Origin of the sequence: Providencia sp. PROV156, from assembly GCF_028480905.1 — a bacterium.
GTDB lineage: Bacteria > Pseudomonadota > Gammaproteobacteria > Enterobacterales > Enterobacteriaceae > Providencia > Providencia hangzhouensis.
The window spans coordinates 66050-92752 of sequence record NZ_JAMPPE010000015.1; the positions used below are offsets into that span (position 1 = coordinate 66050).

A 26703-nucleotide genomic window follows, 5' to 3' on the forward strand; every position below is an offset into this window, starting at 1 on the left:
TAGTTTTATTTTATTTCTGAGAGTTATCTAATTGGTTATTTGGTTTTTATATAGCGATTTATTTGATGAGATTATTCTCATATAATGAGAACGTTGCTGAGTAATAATTTGGCTGTGCTAGCAGTATCAGCTAATTGTTTGATATCTAAATAATGAAAGGAAAGTTTTTTTGATCTTGCGCAACATCATATAATGCCACTAACTTATACTGCAATTAATACTAAATCAAAATAAAATAATGCGAATATTTCTTATTTAAAAAATATTTTCAATTTAATCGGTAATGATGTGAGTCTTTATAAGCATTTTTCTAATTGTCACAGGTATTGTTATACCCGTCTATTAATTGATTATTTGCGATCTGAGTCCAATTGAAAATTCAACGAATAATAGAAACCATTTGCTCATAAATTGAAGGTAAATTTATGATCTATCCTATTACAGATAGAGCAATCTCTACAGTAAATAACCAAAAGTTTAAGCGTTATGCTATTCGTTATTTGGATATTGAACAGCAAACACAGCAGGCAATTATCGAATATGGACTTAATTTTGAAACCGCTTTTGCACAGCAACATGAGATTGAACAACTCAAACTAGATTTAAAAAGCAAAGGCGCAATTTTTGCGAATAATGGAAAGAGTATACATTGTAATTGGCTATCAAGTGCTTGTGTACAATGCCGTACAGGGGAAGGGAGCCACACGACATTTTTATCCTTAAAATGCCACCGCGATTGTTACTTTTGTTTTAATCCAAATCAAGAAAACTATCATGAATTTCAAGAGGAAATGCGCGATGCTATTGGTGAGGTTGATGCGATAGCAGAACAAGGTTATCCACTTACTCATATCGCATTAACAGGAGGGGAACCTCTACTTTTTCGCCAAGAAAGCATTTTGTTTTTCCAAACAGTCCAACAGAAATTACCTCTGGCTCATAGCCGTTTATATACAGCAGGTGATCCATTAGACCGTAATACGGCATTAGCTCTAGCTAAAGCCGGTCTACAAGAAATCCGCTTTAGTATCAAAATTGATGATCCTAAAGAACGGATTAGTAAAGTTTTACATCGCATTGCTTTAGCTCGCGAAATTATCCCAACTGTAATGGTGGAAATGCCCGTGATCCCCGGTACAGAACCGGAGATGTATCAGTTACTTACTCAGCTTGATGATATTGGTATTGATGGTATCAATTTATTAGAGTTTTGCTTTCCATTAACAAATAGCGAAGCTTATCAAACTCGCGGGTACATGCTTAAAAACCCACCTTATGAGGTGTATTACAACTATTGGTATGCAGGTGGATTAGCTGTCGCACAGAGTGAACTAGCCTGTCTCCGTGTTCTTAAATTTGCACTAGAAAATCAGTTATCTATTGGGGTGCATTACTGCTCTTTAGAAAATAAGCATACTGGGCAAGTGTACCAAAGCAATGCTTTTTTTGAACACAATGAACAAATAATAGGAAAGCATTATATTTTTTCCTCTCGGGATTATTTTTTTAAAAGCGCCAAAGTTTTTGGTGACGATTGTGAAAAAGTGGCGGTTTTATTGAAAAACGCAGGCGTTTCTTATCATCAAGAATTGTTGCATGGATTTTTACAGTTTAATCCTGAAGCAATTTGTTTATTAACCCCGCTAGCCAAACTGCCTATTGCATTGACTTCCCACATTATTGAGCCCGATGAACAGGGCAATCCTTTAATTAAAGAAGTGCGAGTTGAACTCACCACACCCACTGAATTTTTATTGACTGACCTGTAGGGAAACATTTATGACCAATGATGACCAAATTTTAGATTTTCTTTATGCGCGTCAATTTGCTTATGACGTATTACGGCGCTTGTTTATGGAAGAGCCGACGCCAGAATTATTAAGTTATTTAAGAGATTCAGGGTTGTTGTTATTCCCCTGTGATGAAGCATTACCTGCAATGAAAAATGCGATAAATGAAATGCATAAAGACCTAAACAATAGGCGGCTACAAGCCAATACCGAAGATTTCGAAAATTTGCATTGGGATTTTACTCGCTTATTTATTGGCCCAGAAGCCCCGCCGGCAGCTCCATGGGAATCAACGTATGTTTCTCGTGACAAATTGTTATTTCAAGAAAGTACCTTAGCGGTGAAGTCTTTTTATGAACGGTATGGCGTTCACTTGCCAGAAGGTGATATGGAAGCCGCTGACCATATTGGTTATGAGTTAGATTTTATGTGGCATTTAAGTCTGCGTATTACTGAAATTATTGATAGCGAAACTGAAAACGTTGATTGGACTAAAGTAAACGCATTATTGCTCGGGTCTGCGACATTCCTGAATACCCATTTATTGGCTTTTATTACGCCATTTTGCCGCTCAATGCATAACCATGCAGAAACCGTATTTTATCGTCAATTAAGTTCATTACTTGAGCTTTTTTTACGCAATGATATTAAAAAAATCAATGAATTAGTCAATTTATAATAATAAAACAAAATGAAGAGGTAAGAGCAATGTCAGAAAGACAGAAAATAGCCTTAAGTCGCCGTTCATTTATAGCTTGGACATCAGCGGCATCAGTAATGGCTACGTTACCGCTGAGTAAGCAATTATATGCGGCAACACCAGAGGAAGAAAAAGCGGTTGCACAAGCCACTGATGCAGTGACTCAAGGGAAATGGAAACCCGTAGCCTGTTGGCATAACTGTGGTGGCCGCTGTGTTAATAAAGCATTGGTGGTCGATGGTGTCGTTGTTAGACAAAAAACAGATGATGTGGTTGCAGATTCTCCTGATTTCCCACAACAGCGAGGTTGTTTACGTGGTCGTTCACAACGTAAACAAGTCTTTGGGGCGGATCGTCTGAAATACCCAATGAAGCGTAAAGGTTGGGCTCCCGGTGGTGGGGATAAAAGCTTACGAGGACGAGACCAATGGGTGCGCATCAGTTGGGATGAAGCATTAGATATTGTGGCATCAGAATCGAAACGTATTAAAGAAAAATATGGTAACGAGTCTATTTGGATCACTGGTGGTAACGGCGTTGAAATCCAAAGCGTTTATGCAAAGGCTGGTGGATTTGTTGGCGATTGGGGAACAACCTCATGGGGCGCATGGTTTGAAACGCCAGCTCATTTAGGATTACTTGAAGGGTTTTATACCTTTGGTACCAATGACCGTTTTGATATGCGTAACTCCCAGTTAATTGTGATGTGGGGAGCTAACCCTGCATGGAGTAGCCCAGGCAGCCCAACCTATAATTACTATCAAGCGAAAAAAGCGGGGGCACGCTTTATTAGTATTGACCCAAGTTATACGACTACAGCGGAATTAATGGACGCAGATTGGTACCCCATCAACCCAGGTACTGACCATGCTTTAGCTCTGGGTATTATGTCTGCGTTATTAGAAATGGACAGCCCTGACAACCCATTGATTGATTGGGATTTCCTGCGCCGTTGTACAGTTGGTTTTGATGAAAGTAATATGCCCGCAGGCGCAGATCCGAAAGGGAGTTTCAAAGATTATCTATTAGGCACCTATACGGGAGAGCCAAAAACACCTGAGTGGGCCTCTAATATTTGTGGGCTGTCAGTGAGTGATATTCGCACTTTGGCACGTGAAATCGGGGGTACCAACCGGGTTGCATTGCTTACAGGTTGGGCTCCTGCACGAATTCATAATGGAGAAGGATGGGTACAAGCATTCTCAACATTAGGATTTATGACTGGCCATATGGGAAGGCCTGGCCGCATGACTGGCGTAAGCTGCCACTATGCTGCGGGGAATAATGGAACTCGCTTAGTCATGGCGGGAGCAAGTGGCTTGCCGTCAGTACCAAACCCGGTTAGTTTAAAAATCAATCACAATGAGCTTAACCGTGCATTATTAGAGAAAAAATTCCGCCAACGTGGTGTGGGGGATGTGGATACAAATATCCAAATGATCATTCATCCATTCAATGCCACGTTACAAACACGAGCCAATATTTCGCAAAGCGTTGAAGCTTATCGTAAAGATGTGGAATTGGTTGTGACTGCAGCCTATGTTCCACATACTTGTGCGAAATATTCGGATATCGTCTTACCCGTAACCACGGAGTGGGAACGTGAAGGAACCATATTAAATCCAAGTAACCGTGAAGTTATGATAGCAGCGGTGAATGTAACTCCACCACTTTATGAAGCGAGAAGTGACCAATGGATCGCCAAAGAAATAGGTAAGCGTCTAGGTATTAATGTCGAGGAAGTTTTTCCTATTTCTGAAAAACAACAGTTTTTCAATAAACTCAATGGTGCAACAATCATTGGTGAAGATGGTAAGACGACAGAACCATTAATCACAATCACTCAAGCGGATATTGATGAATGGCAAGTAACAGGTAAGCCACAACAGGGGCGAATTACTCTCAATGAATTTCTTACTGTTGGGAAATACCAAGTAAAACGGACTGCTGGTGATAACTATGGCTATATTGCTTATGAAGATTTCATTCGCGACCCTCAGGCTAATCCACGACCTACTCCAAGTGGCAAATTTGAAATTTACTGCCAAACATTAGTCGAAAAAGCGGATGAGTGTGGCTGGACTAAATTACCGCCAATTCCTGAGTATATTCCATCTGCAAGTGGTTACGAGGCTAGCTTTAGTGATTTCTCGAAGAAGGAGAAAGGGGATTACCCATTCCAAATCTATAATCCACACTACTTACGTCGCTCTCATAGTACGCTTGATAATGTGCCTTGGTTACGTGAACAGTGGCCAAGCCCAATTTATATCAACGCGTCTGATGCGAAACGTTTAGGTATTAAACACGGTGAAACTGTGTTGATAACGAGCCCACAAGGGAAGATTGTGCGTCCTGCATTGGTGACACAAACGATGAAGCCGGGCGTGGTCGCATTACCCCATGGCAGTTGGACCAATGTTGACGAAAAAACAGGGATAGATATGGCGGGAGCCGACAATACGCTAACCATTCAAGTCCCTACAGGGCTTGGTACATCAGGGTGGAACACGATGCTATGTAATATCGAAAAATGGCATGGTGACCAGTTAGTTCCAGATGCAGCAATTCCACAGCGTATTATATTTTAGGGGGCAATAAGAAATGGATAAACAAGTCGGATTTTATATTAATGTTGCCACTTGCATTGGTTGTAAGACCTGTGTTGTTGCATGTAAAGACAAAAATGACCTTGAAGTCGGGCGCAACTTTCGCCGTGTGTATGATATTGAAGTGGGGGAGTATCCACGTCCTCGGACTTGGCACTTGTCTATTGCCTGTAACCATTGTGATGATCCGCAATGTGTAAGTCATTGTCCTACCACCGCAATGCACAAACGAGAGGAAGATGGCGTTGTCTTAGTCGATCATGATAAATGTGTGGGTTGCCGCTATTGCACATGGGCTTGTCCATACGAGGCACCTCAGTTCGATGCCAGTATTGGTATGATGACCAAGTGCGATACTTGCCTTGATCTCCGTGAAAAAGGAGGAAATCCAATGTGTGTTGATTCTTGCCCTATGCGTGCGATTGAGTTCGGTCTAATTAGCGAATTACGTAAAAAATATGGCTCGAATGCAGATATTGCCGGGCTACCTAGCTCAAGTATTACCAAACCGAACTTAGTTGTCGGTACAAAAGGATAAGGAGAATTATCATGCATGAATTTCCGTTGGTGATTTTCACCTTATTTATGCAGGCTTCTGTGGGATGCTTGTTAGTTTCATTGGTATGCTATTTTCGTGTGCTTGAAGGCGGAAATAACCTACAAAGCATCCAGTTTATTAAACTGCCTATTTTAGCCAGTTTTGTGCTGGGCTGTGTTGGGTTATTGGGTTCATTATTTCATATGGGCAACCCGCTACACATGTTTTATACCATGCTGCATGTATCGACCTCATGGATGAGTCGCGAAGTGTGGGCGACTGCAATTTATATGGCGCTATTATTTTTCAGTGTCGCGCTGCTATTGCTTAAACAAAAAGCGAACGCGCTGCTACTGTTGCTTAGTGCGTTAGCAGGTATTATCTATATGTACGCAATGTCAGCGTTGTATGCTAACACCTTGTTTAATCTCTGGAATGGCTTATTTACCTACGCCAGTTTCTTTGGGGCGGTATTACTGGTTGGTGGCGTGATAGCGGCATTATTACTGGTAGGCTCTTTGCGTCGCAATGATAAAGAAGAGCAATTAAAGCGAGTGGTTAAAATTACACTCGGTATTGGTGTTATTGGGATCTTACTTATGCTGCTGGGCGCATTATCTCTACTCGGAAATATGGGAGAGCCTATTTATATGGGAATGACGCCGCGTGAACTACCTGAGGGTTTAGTGAACTTAAGCATTGTTAGAGTCATACTTATTGCATTAGGAGTCTTGTTTGTTGGCCGTTTACTGTGCCAAAAAAATGGGCACAATGTAAATGCAACACTTGTTATGTCACTGGCAACACTCTGTATTTTTGTTGGTGAGGGGGTTGGCCGAGTGGTATTTTTCTCGCTGGGTGGTTAATGCCTTTAGAGGCAAAATGATATTTGCCTCTAATTATATAATGTTTACCAATAATATGAACCGAGGGGAATCTCCCTTCGGTTTTTTTAGCTTTCTTCACTCTCAATAACCCTTTATATAATAAGGAATTAAAACAGAATAATTTCAAAATAAATAGTAAATTAAGTTGATTGTTTGTAATGATTATAATTATCATTATCTCTCTTAATCTCCTTTATTGCTTATTCCTTATGAATTTAAAAACTAGCAAGCTACTCATACCATTAGCAATTTCAGCGGCATTAGCGCCTTATCATGTATTTGCTGCTGATAATCCAAAAAATGATCAGATTACAGTTACAGGCAATTGGCTTGAAAATACTGAAGATGGTGAGGTGGTATTTAATCACCCAGGTGCTCGAACGGTAAAAACGCAGCAACAAATTAAAGAATCAGGCAGTGAAACCATTGCTGATGCATTGAAAGGGATACCCGGTGTGCAGGTACGAGAAAGTAACGGGACAGGTGGGAGCGATGTTTCCTTGAATGTTGGGGTTCGTGGGTTAACCTCACGCCTTTCACCTCGCTCAACGATTTTACTCGACGGTATGCCACTAGCGGCAGCTCCTTATGGCCAACCTCAGCTGTCGATGTCGCCATTATCACTAGGGAGTATTGAATCTATTGATGTGATCCGCGGAGGAGCTTCCGTACGTTATGGGCCACAAAATGTGGGTGGCGTCATTAACTTTGTGACAAAACCTATCCCGAAAGACTTTTCTGGTGGTGTTTCGTTACAAACCCAAGGGGCTAAAACAGGAGGGCTCAAAACCCTAGTCGATGCGTCCGTGGGGGGCTCAAAAGCCGATGACTCTGCGGGAGCGATACTGCTGTATTCAGGGTTACATGGGCAGGGCTACCGTAAAAGCAATGATAATACAGATATTGATGACCTGATTTTAAAAACACGTTATGCCATAACCGATAACGACGAGTTACTGGCTAATTTTCATTATTATCATGCAATGTCAGGTATGCCAGGTGGGCTAACTCAAGCGCAATATAAGGCTGACCCATTCCAATCAACACGGCCTTATGACCGTTTTGAAGGAAATCGACAAGACATGTCATTGAAATATAAACATGAAGAAGATGATAAACAATTTGAGTTAATGACATGGTTTAGTAAAAGTTATCGGGGGAGTTATATAGAAAGTGACCATAAAGATAAAGCGAATGAAAGACGGTTAGTTTCTTACCCTCGTCACTATACCGCGTATGCAATTGAACCGAGTTATTCACAATTATTCCGTTTTAATGATATTTCACATGAAGTGACGGTGGGATACCGTTATTTAAATGAAACCGCAGACGAAAAAGCTTACCGTTCAAATTGGTACCAAGCCGGCACTCAAAGTTCGCGGCCGAGTACTAATGATTATTACCAACACACATCAGGTGGAACAGAAGCCCATGCTATTTACCTTGATGACACCATTGATGTTGGTAATTGGACGGTGATCCCAGGGATCCGCTATGAGAACATTAATATTCATTTAAATGACAGTTTTAAAAACCAAAACAGAAGTAAGCGATATAGCGAACCGCTTCCTGCGCTAGCGGTGATCTATCACATTGATGATGAATGGAAACTATTTGCCAATGCCAGTACGTCATTTGGCAGTTTGCAGTATTTTCAGTTGAATACGAAAGGGGTAGGGAATTCACCTGCAAATGGGTTAAGTGCAGAAAAAGCACATAACTATGAAGTGGGGACTAAATACGATAATACTGCGCTATCTCTTGAAGCGACATTATTTTATATCGATTTCGATGACCAATTACTTTACGTTGAAAATACAACGGGTTGGACAAATTTGGGAGCCACAACTCATCAAGGTGTGGAATTGGCGGCAAGGTATAACCTGTCTGAGCTGAGCGATAAATTGGATGGTATAAGTGTGTATAGTACTTATACCTACACTAAAGCGGTAAGTAAAAAAGGGGATTTCGCTCATAAGGATTTACCGTTTTATTCACGGCAAGTCTTTACCGCAGGTAGCCGTTATGAAACTGGTAATTGGGTATGGAACTTAAATACTTATGCACAATCTACCCAAGAATCGCCAGGAACATCAAGCCATTATGTAACAAAACCAAGTGCTGATGGTCGATACGGAACAATCCCCGGTTATATGGTGTGGGACGCACGAGGCGAGTACCATTTTGGAAAAAGTTTGTCTGATTTAACGCTATCTGCTGGTATTAAAAATCTTTTTGATCAAACTTATTTTACACGTTCTACGGATAACAATTATGGTATCTATGTGGGGCAGCCAAGAACTTACTATGTTCAAGCATCCGTAAAATTTTAATAAAAATAAGGCAGAACAATGATAATGAGAAAACTTATCAATGCATTCGTGCTGATTCTTAGTGCTGTTAGCCTACTATTTTCAACTAATAGTTTGGCGGCACCTATCACTGTGACGGATATTGCGGGTAGGGATGTGACGGTTAATGCCCCTGTATCTCGAGTGATGCTGGCGGACAGCCGTGTTTTAGTTGCGTTAAATATATTACATCCGCAAGACCCATTAAAAGGGATTATTGCTTGGGATGATGCGTTAATTAAAAAAGCGCCTGATTTGAGTGTTGCGTACAGCAAAAAATTTCCACAACTCAGTCAAATACCTGTTTTTCCCAACCCTTATACGACAGATTTTAGTGTTGAAAAAGCCTTAGTCGCTCAACCTGATTTGTTAATTTTTGATATTGGCTTAAAAAGTAAGCTTGCTGAAAGTGGCACCTTATCGTTATTGGAAAAAAGTGGTTTACCCGTTATTTTTATCGACTTTAGGCAATATCCATTAAAAAATACCATGCCGAGTATGGCATTACTTGGCCAAGTATTCGGTGAGGAACAACAAGCGCAAGCATTTAATCAGTTTTATCAACAAAAGTTAGACTTAATCCGTTCAAGAGTGGCTAAACTTAGCAAAGAGCAGCGTCCAAGCGTATTCATTGAACGAGCTGCTGGTATCCAAGGGGAAGATTATTGCTGTAAAACGTTCGGTAATGGTAATTTTGGCGAATTTGTTGAAACGGCAGGCGGGAATAACCTAGGTTCACAATGGTTTAGTATTGGAATGGGTGGGGAAATCAGTGAAGAACAATTGATTCACAGCAACCCTGACTATTATTTAATGACCGCAGCTGATTGGGATAGTACCCGTAAAGGTAGTGCTTCTGTGCCGTTAGGTTATACGGGGGATAAACAAAAGTCTTTAGCCCGCTTGAGTAAGCTAATGGATCGCCCTAAGTTTCGTTCATTATCTGCTTACAAAAACAAGCAAGTATTAGCGTTATACCAGCAATACTACGATACGCCATTTAACATTATTGCGGTGGAAGCGATTGCAAAATTTATCCACCCAGAGTTGTTTGCAGACCTTGACCCACAGGCAGATAGCGATTATTTACACCAGACCTTTACTGCCCTAGAGGGGGATGGTGTATTTTGGGTTCAAGCGGAATAAATTTCCTCTCATATAGCCCGCTTTAGTGGTGTTGGCAGTTAAAGCGGGCAAATTTATTGGTTAATTATATTATTTTTAAGTTTCGTTGAGCACGGGCAAAATGATTTTTGACGGGTATTCGCTAGAAATATGTAGGCTATTACAAGCTATTTTCCAGGTTCTATCACCCGCGATAGTTTTACCTGTATTTGTATTGAAGTCATATTTAGGGAAATTGCTACTAGAAATATCTAATCGTATACGATGTCCTTTTGCGAAACGGTTTGCACAGGCAAACGGCTTAATTTTTACTTCGACAATTTCATTTGGGGTTAATAATTCCTTCCGTTCATAACCATGCCGAAAACGACAACGGATGATGCCATCAGTAATATTCATGGCATAGCCTTGAGGGTAATCGGCACTGGGAGGGTAAACATCAATAAGTTTTGCAGTGAAATCTGTATCTAATGCATCACTGCTTATCCAAAGCGACACTTCAATTTCACCTGCTAAACAGACATCTGCTTGTAATTCTTCGGTTTCGAATACTAATACATCACAGCGGGCAGAAAGGGGTAAGTTATTATGCTTACTACCAAAAAACTTTGGTAATTCACATTGATTGAAAGCCCCACCCCAAAATATAGGCTGACCTGAGGTTAAGGCACCGCCAATGGTAGGCACTGGGTGCTTAGGGTCATAACAATAGGATATTGTAGTTGTTTTAGTGTAGGGCTGATGATGTAATTTGTTATCTGGCCACAGATAATACGCAGTTTTCTCAGTATTTGGCAAAGGCCACTGATGGTGGCTAAGCCATTTTCCCCCATGCTCTATACGTCCTTGTTGGTTGCGTTTACCACTTCCACCACCCATCATGAATATTGTTACTTCGTCACGATGGTTTTTGGCGCTCTCATCCTTTAAGTGAGTTTCAAACCAGTTTAAACGGCAAGATAACCAACTTTCACTAACATTGTGGTCAAATGCTGCGATATCACCAAACTCTGCGTCGCCACTATGCGTGATATTACGGTCACCATGTAGCCAAGGCCCCATGATCAATTTTTGCGGTGATTGTTTTTTGGTAACAAATGCATAGTAGTTATCTAATGTTGAACTGACATAGGCATCGTACCAGCTAGACATAAATAACACTGGGATATCCGGTATTTGGTCATAATAGCCTTCGGCATAAATGCCTATTTTCTGCCAATAATCGGAAAAACACTCTTCTTCCCATTGTTCAAATAAATATGATTCATATTCAGGAACATGTTTAAGCAATGTTTGTCCTTGATGCCATGGCATTGTCGTAAACCATTCATGGATATTTTCTTGTTCGAGTGCGGCTAAAATTTCGGGAGATTGTTGGGCGAGTGGGCTTAGTTTAGCTTGCTTAAACGCCCAAGTGGCTTGTTTGAGTTCAAAAGCCCCCCCTTGACGGATCCCGCATTGGTAGGCGTTGGCAAAACCGCCAGAATCCAGCACCATCGTCTGTAAACCTGGTGGATTTAAACACGCCATCGCTAATTGTGTATGAGCGGCATAAGAGAGACCCATTGAGCCTATTTTGCCATTACACCAGGGTTGTTCCATAATCCATTGTAATGTATCAAAACCATCTTCAGCTTCATTAATATATTTTGTGAACTTTCCTTCGGACTCATAACGTCCACGGCAATCTTGATACACGACAATAAAACCATGTTTATTGAAGTATTTCGCCATTTCTTGGCGTGTTATTTGCTGGCCTGATACCGTTTTTTCCGAACGAGAAGGTGCGGTTTTATCATAGGGGGTTCGCTCTATAATAACGGGAAAAGATGCAGTTGATTGAGTTTGTGGAAAGTAAATATCGGTTGATAGCATTATTCCATCACGCATTTCTATTCGGTAATTCTTCATATCCATCTTACTAATACCCTATGGTAACGGCGATGCTCAATAAACCAATGCTGATTGCCATAAAAATGATAAAAAGCGGTAAAATGTATTTTGCCCAGGTGGTCCAACTGACACCGGCTGTAGCTAAAAAGATCAATAACCCACTAGATGTTGGTGTGATCATATTGGTTAGCCCATTCCCCATTAAAAATGCAAAAACCGTTGTTTGAGGGGAAACACCAGAAATTTCACCAACGGGGCCTAAAATTGGCATTGTGACAGCGGCTTGCCCAGAAGTAGATGGAATAGCAATGTCTAATAATAGTTGGGAAATAAACATGCTATATGATGAAACATAAGGACCGTGATTACCGACAAGCCCAACTAATTGATGAATAATGGTATCAAGAATTTTACCTTGAGAAAGAATAATTTCGACAGCAGTCGCTAACCCAATTAACACCCCTGCGATGAGGACTTTTTTCATTCCACTGACAAATGCATTAGCGGCGGCACTTGCGGTCAAACCACTACAACAAGTTAAAATGACACTTAAGAATAAATAGTAAGCAGATAAATCATTATTTTTCCAATGCCAGCGATTAGAGGCATAGACTAAAAATGCAACACCGATAGCTAAGACAATTAACATAAGTTTATGGCGATGGGTTAATTGTGTGGTTTGATTATGTTCTTCAACCACATAGTTTGTGAGTGTCGTTTTACGAATGCTATAGAAAACGAATAAAATACCGAGTGTAATAAAAATAAGGTACGCCGCAATTCGCATACTTAAACCACTAAACACGGGTAAACCAACAAGCGGTTGTGCGATAGAAAGTGCATATGGGTTGGTGATGGAGGCGAGGTATCCTACCTTAACCGCAATAGCTACAATGGCAAGCCCAATAAGTTCATTCAACCCAACGCGTTTCACTAAGGCTATAACCATGGGAATAACCAAAAGATACTCTTTGGCCAACCCCATAAAGGTACTCCCCATGGAAAATACAATCATTAAGAAAGGGATTAACAAGTAGATATTGCCTCGGGTAACATGGAGCAATCGCTCTAGTCCTGATTCTATTGCCCCTGTTTTATTGAGAATACCAAACATTCCTCCGATGAATAGCACCATATATATAAGTGGCGATTGCTTAACAATTCCTTCGGGGATCGCTTTAAATAGTTGAGGCAAACTGACAGGAGCGGCAGTACCTTCCTCCGATTTCTCAGTGCCTAATAATTGCTCTAACGTAATGTCTTTAGTGATAGTTTGGTAAGAGTCAGGAATGACTTTTTTGCCATCACGCTCATATTGGCCTGAATTAACAAAATAAGTCATTAAAAAGGCAATGATAACTATAGTTAACATTACTAAAACCGGGTTCATTTGCCAGCCTGGTGGTGAAGATGGGCTTTGTATTGTGCTGTTTGTTGGTTGCATGATGTTGTCTCTTTTATTGTATTAATTATGAGTCGTAACCGAGCTGCCTCGATATACGTAAAGCAGACAGAAGCAGTTGCTCAGTCATATCTTGTTCTTTTTCATCAGAAAAACGGCTTAGAGGTAAGCTAATACTCAGTGAAGCAATGCATTCCCCATGTTGTGAAAAGATAGGTGCGGCGATCGCACCAATACCTGCGGTTAATTCACCTCGGGTAATTGCAAAACCTTGTGAGCGTATGGTTACAATAGATTTTTCAATAGAGGGGTTCTTTTCAATAAAATGTGCTTGAACATCTTTAGGTGAGTAAGCCAATAGCACTCTGCCTGAAGCCCCAGATCCTAACGGTCGGCGATTACCAGCTTCACTGCGCACTTGAAGTGATTGTCCTGATGGCTTATGAAGAACTTGTAAAATTTCATCGTTGTCACGTATACGCATTTGAATATTTTCATCAAAACGTTGACGTAGTTGCTCTGCTTCAACCTCTGCGACTTGAATATAGTTAATTTGTTGGCGAGCGCAATTCCCCAAGCTTAATAATTGATGGCCTAAATGATAGGTAACCGGATTTTCATTTTTTTGTACGAAATGGCGATTTTCCAATGTGCATAATAAGCGGTATACCTTGGATTTATTCATGCCAGATAAGCGTGCAAGTTCACTTAACCCAAGATTGTTTTTTTCACCTAATAGCATCAATAACAATAAAGCATCATCAACGGCAGTGACAATATTTTCTTTCATATCAACCTCGACTGGTTCATACAGTAAACCATTGGTTTATTTAATAAAATTAGCATGGAGAATAATAAAAAATGATTCAAGAAAGTTGTTAATAAATTGTGAGGTGAGTTAGGGTTTTAAAAAGGTATTTTTCAGTGATAAAAATGAAAGTGGAGTATTTTTAATATAAAACAATTGGTTATAGGAAATGTAAAATAAGAAAGTTTTGATGACAACGCGAATAGAAATGATTGTAAATGGGAAGCTAATCGTCATTTATGGCGGTTATTTGGTTCACCTAGTGAAATTGATTCGTACACCAGCAATAAATAAAAGAACCTCCAGCGAAAAAAATCGTCGTTTTTATTGAATTTTTAAGGGGAAAATTCGGAAATGGCAGAGGTTATCAAAAAAGCATCGAAGGTATTTCTTAAATAATGAGCCTTATGGCAGAATGAAATTCACTTTCTTTAATGGATAACAGAGATGAAACTCGCGCTGGTCGGTTCTGGAAAAATAATCATGTCGGCTCTTGATGCTTTAATACAGGTGCAGGGGATAGAGCTAGTTGCACTGTGTGTTCGGGAGGAAAGTATTGAAAAGGGGCAGGTTATTTGCCAACAATTTGGTATAGCAAAGTTGTATACTGATTATCAAGAACTCCTGCAAGACCCTGATGTTGATGTGATATACATAGGTTTGCCAAATCATTTGCACTTTCAGTATACCTTTGATGCATTGATGGCCGACAAACATGTGGTATGCGAGAAACCGTTTACACCAAATTGGCAACAATTGCAGGTGTTAATTTCCATTTCTCAGACTAGAGGGCTTTTTTTGTTTGAAGCCATTACGTCTATTCATACTCCTGAATTTCATTTTATCAAACAACATATTGATAAAATTGGTGAAATCAAAGTGATTCACGGTAATTACTCCCAATATTCAAGTCGATACAATGACTATTTACAAGGCCGTATTCATGCCGCTTTTGACCCACAGCAAGCAGGCGGTGCACTCTATGATATTAATCTATATAACATTTATTTGTTATCGGCCTTGATGGGAGCACCCGATAGTAGCCATTATATTTGTAATAAAGGGTTTAATGGAATTGATACATCAGGGATATTAACCGCCCATTTTGGGCGTTCAGTTGCATCGTGCGTGGGAGCGAAAGATTCGGCGAGCCCTGGTTACTTTATTATTCAAGGTACCAAAGGGTATATTTGTATCAAGGGGGCTCCAAGTCTTTGCCAGTCAGTCGAGGTTTGCATTGACGGGGAAATATCCAGCGTATCTCGGGATACAACAATCAATCATATGGTCTATGAGTTTGCATTCTTTCGTGAGCAAATTGGCACTAAAAGCCATGCTAAATGTAATGAATTGCTTGAATTAGCATTAATTGTTTCAAAAATATTGCATCAATCACGGGACGATGTAGGGCTGGTATTTGAATCATAAATACATTGGCAGCGCTATGGCTGCCATAATTTGTCAATTTAAAATGAATATAAAGATGCTACTGATTTACCAAGCTTTTCAGCAAGCTCAGATGCCGCATATCTATCCATGATCACTTCGATATAGGCCGCATGGTTCGATAGCTCGGCTTGTTTAATCGCATTGTCTAATTCAATACAGTTGGTAACACGCTGACAATACCAATCTTTACAGCCTAATGCCGCGGGAAGCTGTGCATAATTCCACTGGGGTAAGTCGTTGTAATAGGCTTCAGGGTTTTTACACAAAAGCCGCTCAATTAAATAGCCGTCATTATTTAGGACAAAAATAATGGGTTTTAAGCCAAAACGGGCAAACTGGCTAATCTCTTGGGCAGTGAGTTGGTGAGAACCTTCTCCAGTTACTAAAATCACCCGTTTGTGTGGCTCAGCTATTGCTGCACCAAATGCAGCAGGAGTGGCCCAACCGATAGAGCCCCACAAGGTTTGGTTATGAAACTGTGCATTTTCAGGTAATAAAGCAAAACCTAACCCCATGGATGCAGTTCCCGTTTCTGCAATAATAATATCGTCCTTACGGAACATTTTTTCTAGGCGAGGGTACAAATATGAGGCAGTAATTTGGCCATTTTCACCTTGTTGTGGAGATCCTAAATCTTGGGCTTTGATCCCAACATGGTTCAGTGAGGGCACAAGTTCTTTTAATTTATGTAACACATCTTTCATCAATACATTTGGATAGATAGCAGAGCCCACTTTCACGTGGTCAGAAAGAATGTTAATACAGCTTTCAGGGGCAATAGCTGCCGTGAAGCTGCCGGAGTTGAAGTCCGTTAATACTGCACCGATCCCCATAACACAGTCACAACTCTCGACAAATTCTCTCACTTCAGGATTCATTAGTTTTCCGTTATAAATCCCCATATATCGAGAGTTAGATTCGCTTAAGACCCCTTTATCCATAAACATAGTGGTATAGGGTAGGCCAGTTTTCTGAATAATAGCCTCAACATCAGTCGTTAAGCCGAAACGTGCTGTTAAAATTCCAGGAATAATGCAGGCTTTTGTACTCGATGTGAGCTTTTCGACAATAGCTGTAACGGCAGCTGATAATGACTCGCTATGACTTTTATTTATAGTGATAGTTTCAGATGTTTTATCTGCTTTAATTGGCATAACAGCGTAGTCAGAAGGGAAACCTAAATAAACGGGTCGAGATTTTTGTAAAGCGCTTGTAATTAAGCGCTCTGTCTCGGCAATACAGTTTTCAGGCGTTAAAATAGCGTGAGCACAGCTTAAGTGTTGGCTCATTTGATAAAATACATCGAAATCACCATTTCCTAGAGTGTGGTGAACTAAACGGTGGTTTTTTTGAACCCCACTTGCTGGCATACCAACAAGGTGAAAAATGGGAAGATGTTCGGCATAAGCGCCTGCAATACCATTTAAAGCACTAAGTTCGCCGACACCAAAAGTCGTCGATAATGCCGCTGCACCTTTCACGCGGGCGTAGCCATCTGCAGCATATGAAGCATTAAGTTCATTGCAGTTGCCAATCCAGCGCATATTTTCACTTTCACATACTGCATCTTCAATAGGGAATGCGTAGTCACCAGCAACACCAAAAATATCGTGAATACCGATTTGGTAAAGTCTGTCCAATACGTATTCGATAACCGTCTTATTCATCATGCTGATCTCCATTAATTGCTTAGCTAATAATTCTAAATTGAATTATTTTTATCGTTTATTGTGCTTTAAAGGAAATCACTTAAACTCATTCTATCTATAACTAAAAATCATAGGGGGTGCAATGGACATTCGTTCATTACGTTATTTTGTTGAAGTCGTACAGCTCAATGGTTTTAGTCGTGCGGCAGAAAGTTTATTTGTAACGCAACCGGCGATTAGCCGCAGTATTAAAAAATTAGAAGATGAGCTTGGTTATACCTTGCTGATTAGGGAAGTCGATGGCGTTAAATTAACGGAGGAAGGGGACATTTTATTGGCTCATGCGAAGCAAATTCTTTCACAGTTTAGCAGTATGAAAAAAGCGTTACAGGAAAGGTCGGGTCCTATATCTGGTGTGCTACCTGTTGGGCTACCTCCCGTGATAGCATCGACCTATTTTGCTGACATTATTATGGCTTTTAGCCAACGTTACCCACAGGTGGAACTGAAAATTCTTGAGTTAGGTACCCGAAAAATGCGTGAGGCAATGTTAAATGGTGAAGTTGAAACTGCCGCTGTGATGTTACCTTTTGCTGATGACCGCTTTGAAGTACACCCCTTTTCAACGGACCGATTAATGCTATTAGTCAGCAAACAACATCCACTCGCGATCCGTGAATTTGTTAAATTTAGTGAAATAGTCGATGAGCCTTTTATTTTCTTTTCTGATGACTTTCTAATTAATGAACTGGTTGTCAGTGCTTGCGGTGTTTATGGCAAAAAGCCCACTATTTCCGGACGCAGTAGCCATTTAGATTTGGTAACTGCAATGGTAAGAGCTGGGGTAGGGGTAACGCTACTACCAGATAGTATGTGGCAGAATACCAGTTCAGTGGGATTATCCGTTATTCCAGTTATTGAGCCAATATTGGCTTACGACATTGCTTTAGCGACAGTAAAAAACCACCACCAAAGCCGTCGTGCCAAAGCATGGCATGATTTGGCGTTAACTATATTAAAGGCCAATAGGGCAAGATGAGGCAGTTAGTCCTGTATTGCTAAGTCTTGCATTAAACAGCCCAAAAACATTCATTTATTAATGAATATTGCTAAGGTTTAAATATTAATCTTAATTAAAAATTTTCTTTAATAAACAGAATCTATTGAGATTATAAAATAATTACATAAGAAATTATTTTTGATTTAAATCACATATGCGGAATATTGTTCATACATTAATGAATTAAAAGCGCTATTGTTAAGCAAATGAAAATAAATTGTTTATTTTATTTGGCGGGGTGACAAATGAGCGCAGTAAAATATGATTATATTATTGTAGGTGCGGGTTCTGCCGGTTGTGTTCTTGCTGCTCGGTTGATCCAAGAAACGCAATCTAGAGTATTACTTATCGAAGCGGGCGATAACGATAACCATTTGTTTATTCGTATGCCTGCAGGTGTAGCGAAAATTATCGCCCAAAAAAGCTGGCCTTATGAAACTGAGCCAGAGCCTCATGCTAATAACCGTAAAATGCAAATTGCCCAAGGGAAAGTATTGGGGGGAAGTAGTTCTGTCAATGGAATGATTTATATCCGAGGACAGAAACAAGATTATGATAATTGGGCTCTAAACTATGGTTGTGAAGGTTGGGGATATGCGGATGTATTGCCATGGTTTAAAAAAGCAGAGAACAATGAAAGCCTGACAGGGGAATATCATGGAACAGAAGGCCCACTTCCTGTCAGTGAAAATAGATATCGGCACCCATTATCAATGGCATTTATTCGTGCAGCACAAGAGCATGGCCTTCCTTATCTCAATGATCTTAATGGAGAAAGCCAGCAAGGAACAAGCTTTTACCAGACGACAACGCATAATGGAGAAAGAGCCAGCACATCAAGAACCTATTTAAAATCAGTGGAAAAGAGTGATAAGTTGACATTAAAGCTTGGCACTCAAGTGAACCGTATTATAATTCGCGATGGCCGCGCGATTGGTGTTGCTTATCAAGGGAAAAATGGCCATGAAGTTGAGGCATTCGCTAGTTGCGAAGTATTGGTTTGTTCTGGTGCGATGGGCTCTGCAAAATTATTGATGCTGTCAGGGATCGGGCCAGAGGAGCACCTATCTTCGTTGGGGATTGATACTCATGTGAATCTGCCTGTTGGCCAAAATTTTCATGACCACCTACATATGTCAATTAACGTCACGACTAAGCAACCAATTAGCTTATTCGGCGCAGACCAAGGTCTAAATGCGATTAAACACGGGGTAGAGTGGATAGCATTTCGCAGTGGGCTGCTCACCTCTAACGTTTTAGAAGGCGCTGCATTTAAAGACAGTTGCAGCCAAGGTCGTCCTGATGTACAAATTCATTTTTTACCTATTTTAGATAGTTGGGATGATGTTCCTGGCGAACCTCTACCCGCCGCCCACGGCTTTTCTTTAAAGGTCGGGTACCTGCAACCTAAGTCCCGTGGTGAAGTTTTATTGCGCAGCGCAGACCCACAAGCACCACTAAAGATACATGCTAATTATCTTGCGTCACCTGAAGATATGGAAGGTTGCAAACGTGCAGTTAAATTTGGACTGGAAGTATTGGATTGCCCGTCATTACAAGTATTAAGCAAAGAAGTTCTAATGCCGCCAGCGTCGGTGCGCCATGATGAAGCTCAACTTGAAGAGTTTGTCCGAAATTTTTGTAAAACGGTTTACCATCCTGTGGGAACTTGCCGTATGGGAACGGATACTACAACATCAGTGACTGACTTGCGGTTACGTGTACATGGTATTGAAAACTTACGTGTCGTGGACTGTTCTGTGATGCCTGAAATTCCAAGTGGAAACACAAATGCCCCAACGATCATGATTGCAGAACGCGCAGCAGCGATGATTATAGAAGATAGGAACGCAAATTAGTCTTGCGATAAGGTAATAATAGAAAAACAGCATAAAATCAAGGCAACCACCCACACTTTATGCTGTTTCAATAATCTTACGGTACTTAGAACGATCTAACATTAAGTTGTGGTGTTATATATTAAACCGTTATTTTGCTTTATTGATTTATAGTATTTTTATATTTAATGGTTTATTTTGTACTCGCGGTATATTCATTTAATTAAATCCATCAAATAAAATAGCGTACTTTTATTAAAGTTAAATAATTTTATACAAAAAATTTACTTCGCAATGACTACTATAAAGTGACATAAAGTCGTATTTCCTTTTTTTGGATAATATGCCAAAGAGCGTTATAGGTGAAGCTGACTTGATTGGCTTGGGATGATGTAGATAAACCTTACCTTCACGATAAAAATTTCGACCGAGCATAATCATTTGAAAGATAAACAAACTATTACTGATATTCCACTTTCAATATTCCAGAAGCGGTAAATAAACCTAGTTCAATTTCTTTCCCTTCATGAAAAACTGGGGACACAGTTAATACTGGCTGTGCATAGTAAGTAAAATTACGATATTCATTAGGTAATAAAGGCGTATTATCTGCTTGAATTTTTAGTCCTAAATTAGGGTTAGATGTTTCAAGCAAATCTGTATTAAAGCTTGCATTAGAGCTTTCAAGTTTTAATTTAAGATTTGGATTACTGGATGATTTACTTCCGCAATCCAAATGATAGTCAATGTTTTTTGTATAACGTTCACTGGTAAATCCGTGTAGATTTATTTCACCAAATGAGACTTCAATAGGTTGTCCAGGGCCATTTTCACCATACACATCACAAGTGCTTTCAATCACATCCACTTTAATTGTTAATGTATAGGTTTCGGCAAGACAAAAGCTACTAAAAAAAATAATCAGTATGTTAGTGAGAATTACAAATAGTAAAAGTGTTCTTTTTTTTATTATTTGAGTTAAAAATATCATAATGATTTATACTCCAATCGATAAATCAAATAAATTAATTTCAAGTAACTTAGATTTAATTTTTTAATTAATTACAATAGATAAAATAGCATTTCCTACCCTCGAACCTGGCTCGGGATTTCCTAATGAAGATAGAGTTGAACTAACGGAAAAGGTTAAGTTTGTATTTTTTTTAATATCCGCTTGAACTAAATTATTCAACATACATTTTCCTGAGACACATACATCTAATTGACTTTTTACACCATGTAATAAATCAACTTCATTTTCAGGTAAAAATTGAAATGTGGCACTCATATCGCCAGTACACGATATGTCTCCGTCAATTTTTGCTATATTTCCATTTATATTATTTGAATTGACATTGCCATGAGATATCGTCAATGGCATAGATACATTGCAAGAAGGCAATACTGGGATCTCTGGGACATTAACTGAACAGGTTGTTCCTACATCTTTTCCATTCACAATTATTTGTAAGCATGTATCAGCATAACCTGTTGCTGATGCATGGTAATCGAAGAAATTTATATATCTAACATCAAACTGCCCAAACTTAACGCCGAAGTCGGGTAATACTTCACTACAGTGCTTAGGTGTGTTTCGTGTAACTGAATAGTATTTAACAACACCTACATTATATATACTACTAAATCCAACTAGTAGAGAAATACTTGGTGTTGCCATAGAGGTTATAGAGCCTGTCGATGAGCGACCAGTCGCAATAACTGTAATATTACACTCAGTATTCGTGCTGTTTTTTATCTCATCTGGAATATATAAAAAATAAGGGCCTAACGTTTTTGGTATAGTATAGTATGCATCATTAATAAGATTATGTAACTTACTTGTGGTGTATATACTGTTAGGATTTAATGGACTTGCACTAGTTTTATTATTAATTATAAATAGTAAAGCTAGCATCATTATTTTAAAAAAATAAATATTTTTACTTTTTAGCATTACGCTATTACCTATCAATTTTATAAATTATTATCGTGATGCTATGACGTTAATCATATAGCATTTCAAAAGCAATTAAAGCAGAAAAAGCACCAGGTATGAGTGGACCGGACGTTCTTATAGCTGAGACATAATAAATTAGGCTATTTTGGCCCGATGCAATTAACGTTGGGTTACTTTCTTTACCTATTGGTAATATTTCTCCTGCTGAATTTGCTACTTGCAACCCAAAGCCGTATGCCCCATTGACTTGAATAATATTTGAATGTTCAGGTTCACTTGCCGCTAAAAATTTGATTTTGACCGCAGGCTGTGTGCTACTCCATACTGTTTTTCCAGTTTGGAAATTTTGAAGTTCAGTTTGAACTTGCAAGCAATTTAACAACTCAATTTGGAATGGAATAGGTTGCATCACTTGCTCAGAAGAATTTAGATCACTAAATGATAAATTTCCTAGCGAAACGGATTGATTACTAGATTTCATAGCTAATTCGCATGGGTTTTCAGTTAAAGAGCCTGAAACATGGATAACCCCATGCTGGCCATCAACCTCCCAACCATCTGTAGGCCTGAATAGATTATTATTGTCAGCAACAGCCGGCAATACTGTGGCTAAGCAAAGTGAAATGACTATATATTTTGAACGTAACCAACGATATATTTTTGAGCTCATAAATATGTCCCCATTTAGCTTTATATTCCTTTACTATTTATTTAATAAATTTTTTGTAATAACAGAGCAGATTGTATTTTTACAATCAAAGGTTAATTTTGGGCGACCACCATAATCATTAATATAAGTAATCACGGGGGTATTACCTAATTGCTCATTTGTCATTCCAATATTGATCTCACTAAAGGGCGCAATCATAATTGGATTAAATTTTTTCGCATCCGTATTTGCATGGGCCCCTGCATTAATTATTGTGATGTAATAAGGCGTTGGGTTTTTGGCAAAAACAAGATTTCCTTTCTTTTCAAGCTGCATTTTTTCTTGCCATGGCGCACTGTTTTGCTGTGGTGCAATTGCTTCTGGACGATAAAATAATTTTATTTTTGTTTGTAATGCAATCTGTAAAGTATTTGGTTTATCACTCTTAGGTGGAATCTCTCGCATATTAAAATAGAATAAAGACTCTCTATCCTGAGGTAAGTTTTTTACATCGGGTAGAGCTTCAATTTTCATTTGACTAGATTTTCCTGGTTCTAATCGTTGAACTGGTGGTAATACAATTAATGGTGATGTTATTTTTTTACTTTCTTCATTTTCAATCCAACCTTGAGCAAGATAAGGAAGTTGCTTATTATTATTATTAATATTTAAAGAGATTGACTTGTTCTCTCCATCAAAGATGACTCTTGTTCTATCTAATGATACCGCAGCCTCTGAAAAAGCACTTAGGGTTAAAGGCCCTAAAAAAATACTCATTAATGTCTTTTTGATATTCATTTGGTTATTACCTTTCATATTACTTTTATCTATTTAAACTAAATAATCATTTGACTATTGCTTTTACTACCTCGTTGCATGGAAGTAATAAATTATCTTGAATTTCTCGATTCATTAATTCAGAGGGGAAAATTATTTCACATGACATATTTTTACCCCATGTGACATTCATTATTTCTGAAGGATGAACACCGCTTATATAAGTATTACCTAAATCACCTACAATCCCTACGTTTTGCTTTTTATGATTTGTTACTTGAGCTCCTAATGGTGGATGAGTACCATCAGTAAGTACGATAACAGCCATAATTTTCTGACCTGAAATAACCGAAAATGAACGATATCCAACAGCACCTTCAGTTAATGTTGCTTGAATAACAGATTGTTGGGCATCTATATCATCAGGTAGCTTATTTAAATCAATTTGCGCTTTATTTCGATAGTAGCTACTGACATCTGAAATAACTGCTTTCCCAAATCGGTTTGATTCAACAGGAACACCAATACCACGAATCGTAATATTTGGAACATCATCAGTATCAACTAATATACGTGCTCCCCCGAGATTATTTATTCTATGTGCAACCGTACCTTTCCCTGTTAAGGTCAAGCCACCTGAAGTGGAAAGGCCAAAAGCACTATATTGGTTATTTATATGATTCGCATTGGCTGACCAACGAGCATTATCCCCTTGATGTGAAATAAAAGCACTTGCGGTTCCACCTTTTCGATTTGCACCTGCACTTACCTGATAATTTGTTCTATCATCCAATCGGTCATAATAAGAAACACGATTAGTCGTATCATAGCGGCTTGTATTCATCGAATAACCAACATTTGCCCCATTACTTAGTGGGAAAGATAATGATACATAAGCGCTATCATCGGTCACACCATTATAAAAACTACGATTTGCAGATAAGCTAATACTCATATTTTTTATTGGACCGATATCCATATATTTCGATAGCATTAAACTGTAATAATCATTATCTTTTTTATCCCAATACGTCTGATGGTTATAATTTAAATATAATGATAACCCTATATCCTGGAAATTCTTATTTACAGATATAGTGTATAGCTCTTTGCTTCCATAATTGCGTAGCCCTGTTCGTTGGGTATTTAAGAAATCACTCATGCTCATATAACTTCGTTCTGAAAAACGATAACCTGCAAATTGTATCTGGCTATCGAACTCTTCAAATCGTTTAGAATAGTTAACTCGGTATGAGCTCCCACTTAATGTCCCTTCACCGGATAAACGGGCGATAGACTGAGTAACATCAAATGAAAGTGCACCGAATGCGAGTAAATCCCGCCCAAATCCCATTGATAGCGCATTATAATTTTGGCTATTCAAACTACCGCCAATTAAAGACCAACCATTACTAATACCCCAAGAAAATTCACCTGTAATGAAATTTTCTCCTTCACTTTGGCGCTCGGTATTCGTTGGCTGGCCTAGCGCAAGTTTATATTGAACTTGCCCAGGTCTTGTTAAATATGGCAAATTTGCGGTATCAACTTGAAACTCTTGAATTGAACCATCTTGCTCTTTAATGGCAACATTTAAAGTTCCTGTTATGGCATCACTTAAATTTTGGATACGAAAGGGACCCGGCGCAACTTGTGTTTCATACAGTATCCGTCCTTGTTGCATGACCGTCACTGTAGCATTACTTTGTGCTATCCCTGTTATTTCAGGGGCATATCCACGCAAGTTTGGTGGCATCATGCTTAATTCAGATTGCAAGCTTGCACCAATAAATCTAAAGCCATCAAAAATATTTGAAGCCAAATAGTCTTCACCCAGTACGAGTTTAGCCTTTAATTCAGATAGAGCTCGGTATGCATAAAAACGGTTCCATGTGAAATCAGACTGGTCACGTCCTTGGCTTCCTGTTGTGTGGTTATAGCGGCTTTGCCAATCAGCTCTAAACCGCCAAGCACCTAAATTGATACCTGCGACACCGTTACTATTTACTGAGGATGAATTTGCTCCTCCATTATAGGAATTAGTGGCATTAGCATTCACATTATAATCAATAAGTAATGCTGATATTCCATTGTCCCAGCGAGAAGGGGGATCCCAGTTTTCTGATGTGTATTCTAGGTACGCTTGTGGAATACTGACATATAGAGATGACGTAGCTAAATCACCGCGCAGCAATAATCCCGGCAAGCTGTTTTCATTAAGGCACTGCCCTTCATGCCACCATGTTAATTTTTTTTGCGACTCAGAAGTAAGCCCGAGTAGCTTAACTATTTCTGGAGATAAACAAGGTTGACTATTATCAGGATCATACTCACCAGAATAATAGGGGATGCTAATGTCAGATATTTGTTCGTTATTGATTTTTAGCGTAAAGTTATAAACTCCGGGCATAATATAACCCGCACGAGAGAATTGGTTTAAATCAATGTTATTTTTGTCTTCTAAATCTAAAACATCAGTATTGAATTCAATATGATTATCTGCATTGATAGTTAAAGTCACACAACTGATTGTTAATCCAATAAGAATACTTAACCATTTTAATTTTGGTGTATAAATAGGTAACGAAGACATAAAATATTCCTAAAATCTAACAATAATTTATTTATTATTTAGTAATAATCTAGTTTAAAACGCAGTGATGTTTGATACTGCCCAGCACGTAACGGTGTTTTATCTGAAATAACTTTTAACTGATAATTCAAAATATATTTCCCAGCTTTTATATCGTTCGGTAGTGTTTTTTTTCCTGGGTAAATATGTACTCCTTTCGAATCAGTTAATAATAGTGCTATACCTTGTGCTGACCCCGATACTGAAAAAAAATCCCCATTAACAGGCCCATCAAATGAAACTTCAAATGTTTTCCATGGTTCACCTGTATAAGATGTTAGTTTGCAACCAATTAATGTAATAAAAAAATCATGTGCTTGTCCTTGTCCTTTTTGCTGTATTAATGATAGTGGTAAAATTCCCATATCAATGGATTGTTCATAAGAACCAGTATCAATACTACATGCCGTATCCATAATGCTACCTTGCATTATCAGATCCATTGAGTTATTTGCAGAAGCACTTTTTAAAAAAGGTAATAGTAAAAAAAAACACAATGATAAAATAACTTCTTTTTTCTTTGTTATCATATTATAACCATTAAAATATACACCACGAGGTCTATCAACCCCGTGGTGAGATAGCATCT

At 38.9% G+C, this 26703-nt stretch carries 20 protein-coding genes; 10 read left to right on the top strand and 10 right to left on the bottom strand.

What is annotated here, in order from left to right; genetic code table 11:
* The first annotated feature begins 425 nt into the window (after positions 1–425).
* The 7 genes from PSF31_RS12490 to PSF31_RS12520 all read left to right on the top strand — a co-directional run bounded on the left by PSF31_RS12490 (position 426) and on the right by PSF31_RS12520 (position 10021).
* The gene (locus tag PSF31_RS12490; RefSeq protein ID WP_164560988.1) at positions 426–1769 is read left to right on the top strand and encodes a radical SAM protein; all 1344 of its coding nucleotides are present in this window, start codon (positions 426–428) and stop codon (positions 1767–1769) included.
* 10 nt (positions 1770–1779) lie between these two features.
* Positions 1780–2469, top strand: coding sequence for a TorD/DmsD family molecular chaperone (locus PSF31_RS12495; RefSeq protein WP_096863993.1), 690 nt, complete (start codon positions 1780–1782; stop codon positions 2467–2469).
* A gap of 29 nt (positions 2470–2498) precedes the next feature.
* A complete protein-coding gene (locus PSF31_RS12500; protein WP_096863994.1) occupies positions 2499–5081 on the top strand; it encodes a molybdopterin-dependent oxidoreductase in 2583 nt (860 codons plus the stop codon).
* Between the two features lie 13 nt (positions 5082–5094).
* A complete protein-coding gene (locus PSF31_RS12505) occupies positions 5095–5637 on the top strand; it encodes a DMSO/selenate family reductase complex B subunit (RefSeq protein ID WP_004264054.1) in 543 nt (180 codons plus the stop codon).
* An 11-nt stretch (positions 5638–5648) separates the two neighbouring features.
* Positions 5649–6503, top strand: a complete 855-nt coding sequence (locus PSF31_RS12510) for a dimethyl sulfoxide reductase anchor subunit family protein (RefSeq protein WP_096863995.1) — start codon at positions 5649–5651, stop codon at positions 6501–6503.
* A 230-nt stretch (positions 6504–6733) separates the two neighbouring features.
* Positions 6734–8857: a TonB-dependent receptor family protein gene (locus PSF31_RS12515; protein WP_096863996.1), complete on the top strand. Its 2124-nt coding sequence runs from the start codon at positions 6734–6736 to the stop codon at positions 8855–8857.
* Between the two features lie 18 nt (positions 8858–8875).
* Positions 8876–10021 (top strand): ABC transporter substrate-binding protein, encoded by a 1146-nt coding sequence (locus tag PSF31_RS12520; protein ID WP_096863997.1) that lies wholly within the window; start codon positions 8876–8878, stop codon positions 10019–10021.
* Positions 10022–10096: 75 nt separating this feature from the next.
* Here PSF31_RS12520 and PSF31_RS12525 read toward each other — a convergent pair whose 3' ends face one another.
* The 3 genes from PSF31_RS12525 to PSF31_RS12535 are packed head-to-tail and all read right to left on the bottom strand — an operon-like array spanning position 10097 to position 14085.
* A complete protein-coding gene (locus PSF31_RS12525) occupies positions 10097–11917 on the bottom strand; it encodes a CocE/NonD family hydrolase (RefSeq protein WP_004264061.1) in 1821 nt (606 codons plus the stop codon).
* Between the two features lie 4 nt (positions 11918–11921).
* On the bottom strand, positions 11922–13337 hold the full coding sequence (locus PSF31_RS12530) for a YfcC family protein (RefSeq protein WP_164560990.1): 1416 nt from the start codon (positions 13335–13337) through the stop codon (positions 11922–11924).
* Between the two features lie 25 nt (positions 13338–13362).
* Positions 13363–14085, bottom strand: a complete 723-nt coding sequence (locus PSF31_RS12535; RefSeq protein ID WP_004264067.1) for an IclR family transcriptional regulator — start codon at positions 14083–14085, stop codon at positions 13363–13365.
* A gap of 465 nt (positions 14086–14550) precedes the next feature.
* On the opposite strand from PSF31_RS12535, the gene PSF31_RS12540 reads away from it, so the two are divergent.
* Entirely contained in the window at positions 14551–15531 is a 981-nt protein-coding gene (locus PSF31_RS12540) for a Gfo/Idh/MocA family protein (protein ID WP_096863998.1), read from the top strand.
* Positions 15532–15569: 38 nt separating this feature from the next.
* Here the strand turns inward: PSF31_RS12540 and PSF31_RS12545 are convergent, their stop codons facing one another.
* On the bottom strand, positions 15570–17219 hold the full coding sequence (locus tag PSF31_RS12545) for an alpha-keto acid decarboxylase family protein (protein WP_096864011.1): 1650 nt from the start codon (positions 17217–17219) through the stop codon (positions 15570–15572).
* A gap of 124 nt (positions 17220–17343) precedes the next feature.
* Here PSF31_RS12545 and PSF31_RS12550 point away from each other — a divergent pair, with 124 nt between their 5' ends.
* Together PSF31_RS12550 and PSF31_RS12555 are read left to right on the top strand one after the other, a co-directional pair.
* A complete protein-coding gene (locus PSF31_RS12550) occupies positions 17344–18240 on the top strand; it encodes a LysR family transcriptional regulator (protein WP_004264091.1) in 897 nt (298 codons plus the stop codon).
* A gap of 266 nt (positions 18241–18506) precedes the next feature.
* Positions 18507–20120, top strand: coding sequence for a GMC family oxidoreductase (locus tag PSF31_RS12555; RefSeq protein ID WP_096863999.1), 1614 nt, complete (start codon positions 18507–18509; stop codon positions 20118–20120).
* Between the two features lie 439 nt (positions 20121–20559).
* On the opposite strand, the gene PSF31_RS12560 is transcribed toward PSF31_RS12555, so the two are convergent.
* From PSF31_RS12560 to PSF31_RS12585, 6 genes are all read right to left on the bottom strand, one after another.
* On the bottom strand, positions 20560–21090 hold the full coding sequence (locus PSF31_RS12560; protein ID WP_096864000.1) for a fimbrial protein: 531 nt from the start codon (positions 21088–21090) through the stop codon (positions 20560–20562).
* Between the two features lie 63 nt (positions 21091–21153).
* Entirely contained in the window at positions 21154–22053 is a 900-nt protein-coding gene (locus PSF31_RS12565; protein WP_164560991.1) for a hypothetical protein, read from the bottom strand.
* A gap of 49 nt (positions 22054–22102) precedes the next feature.
* Complete coding sequence (locus tag PSF31_RS12570; protein ID WP_004264096.1) at positions 22103–22726, bottom strand: fimbrial protein; 624 nt, start codon at positions 22724–22726, stop codon at positions 22103–22105.
* 33 nt (positions 22727–22759) lie between these two features.
* Positions 22760–23521 carry a fimbria/pilus periplasmic chaperone gene (locus PSF31_RS12575; RefSeq protein ID WP_004264098.1) on the bottom strand — a complete coding sequence of 254 codons (762 nt, stop codon included), beginning with the start codon at positions 23519–23521 and terminating at the stop codon, positions 22760–22762.
* Positions 23522–23549: 28 nt separating this feature from the next.
* Entirely contained in the window at positions 23550–26075 is a 2526-nt protein-coding gene (locus PSF31_RS12580; RefSeq protein WP_004264101.1) for an outer membrane usher protein, read from the bottom strand.
* Positions 26076–26113: 38 nt separating this feature from the next.
* On the bottom strand, positions 26114–26644 hold the full coding sequence (locus tag PSF31_RS12585) for a fimbrial protein (protein WP_136135201.1): 531 nt from the start codon (positions 26642–26644) through the stop codon (positions 26114–26116).
* Between the last annotated feature and the right edge of the window lie 59 nt (positions 26645–26703).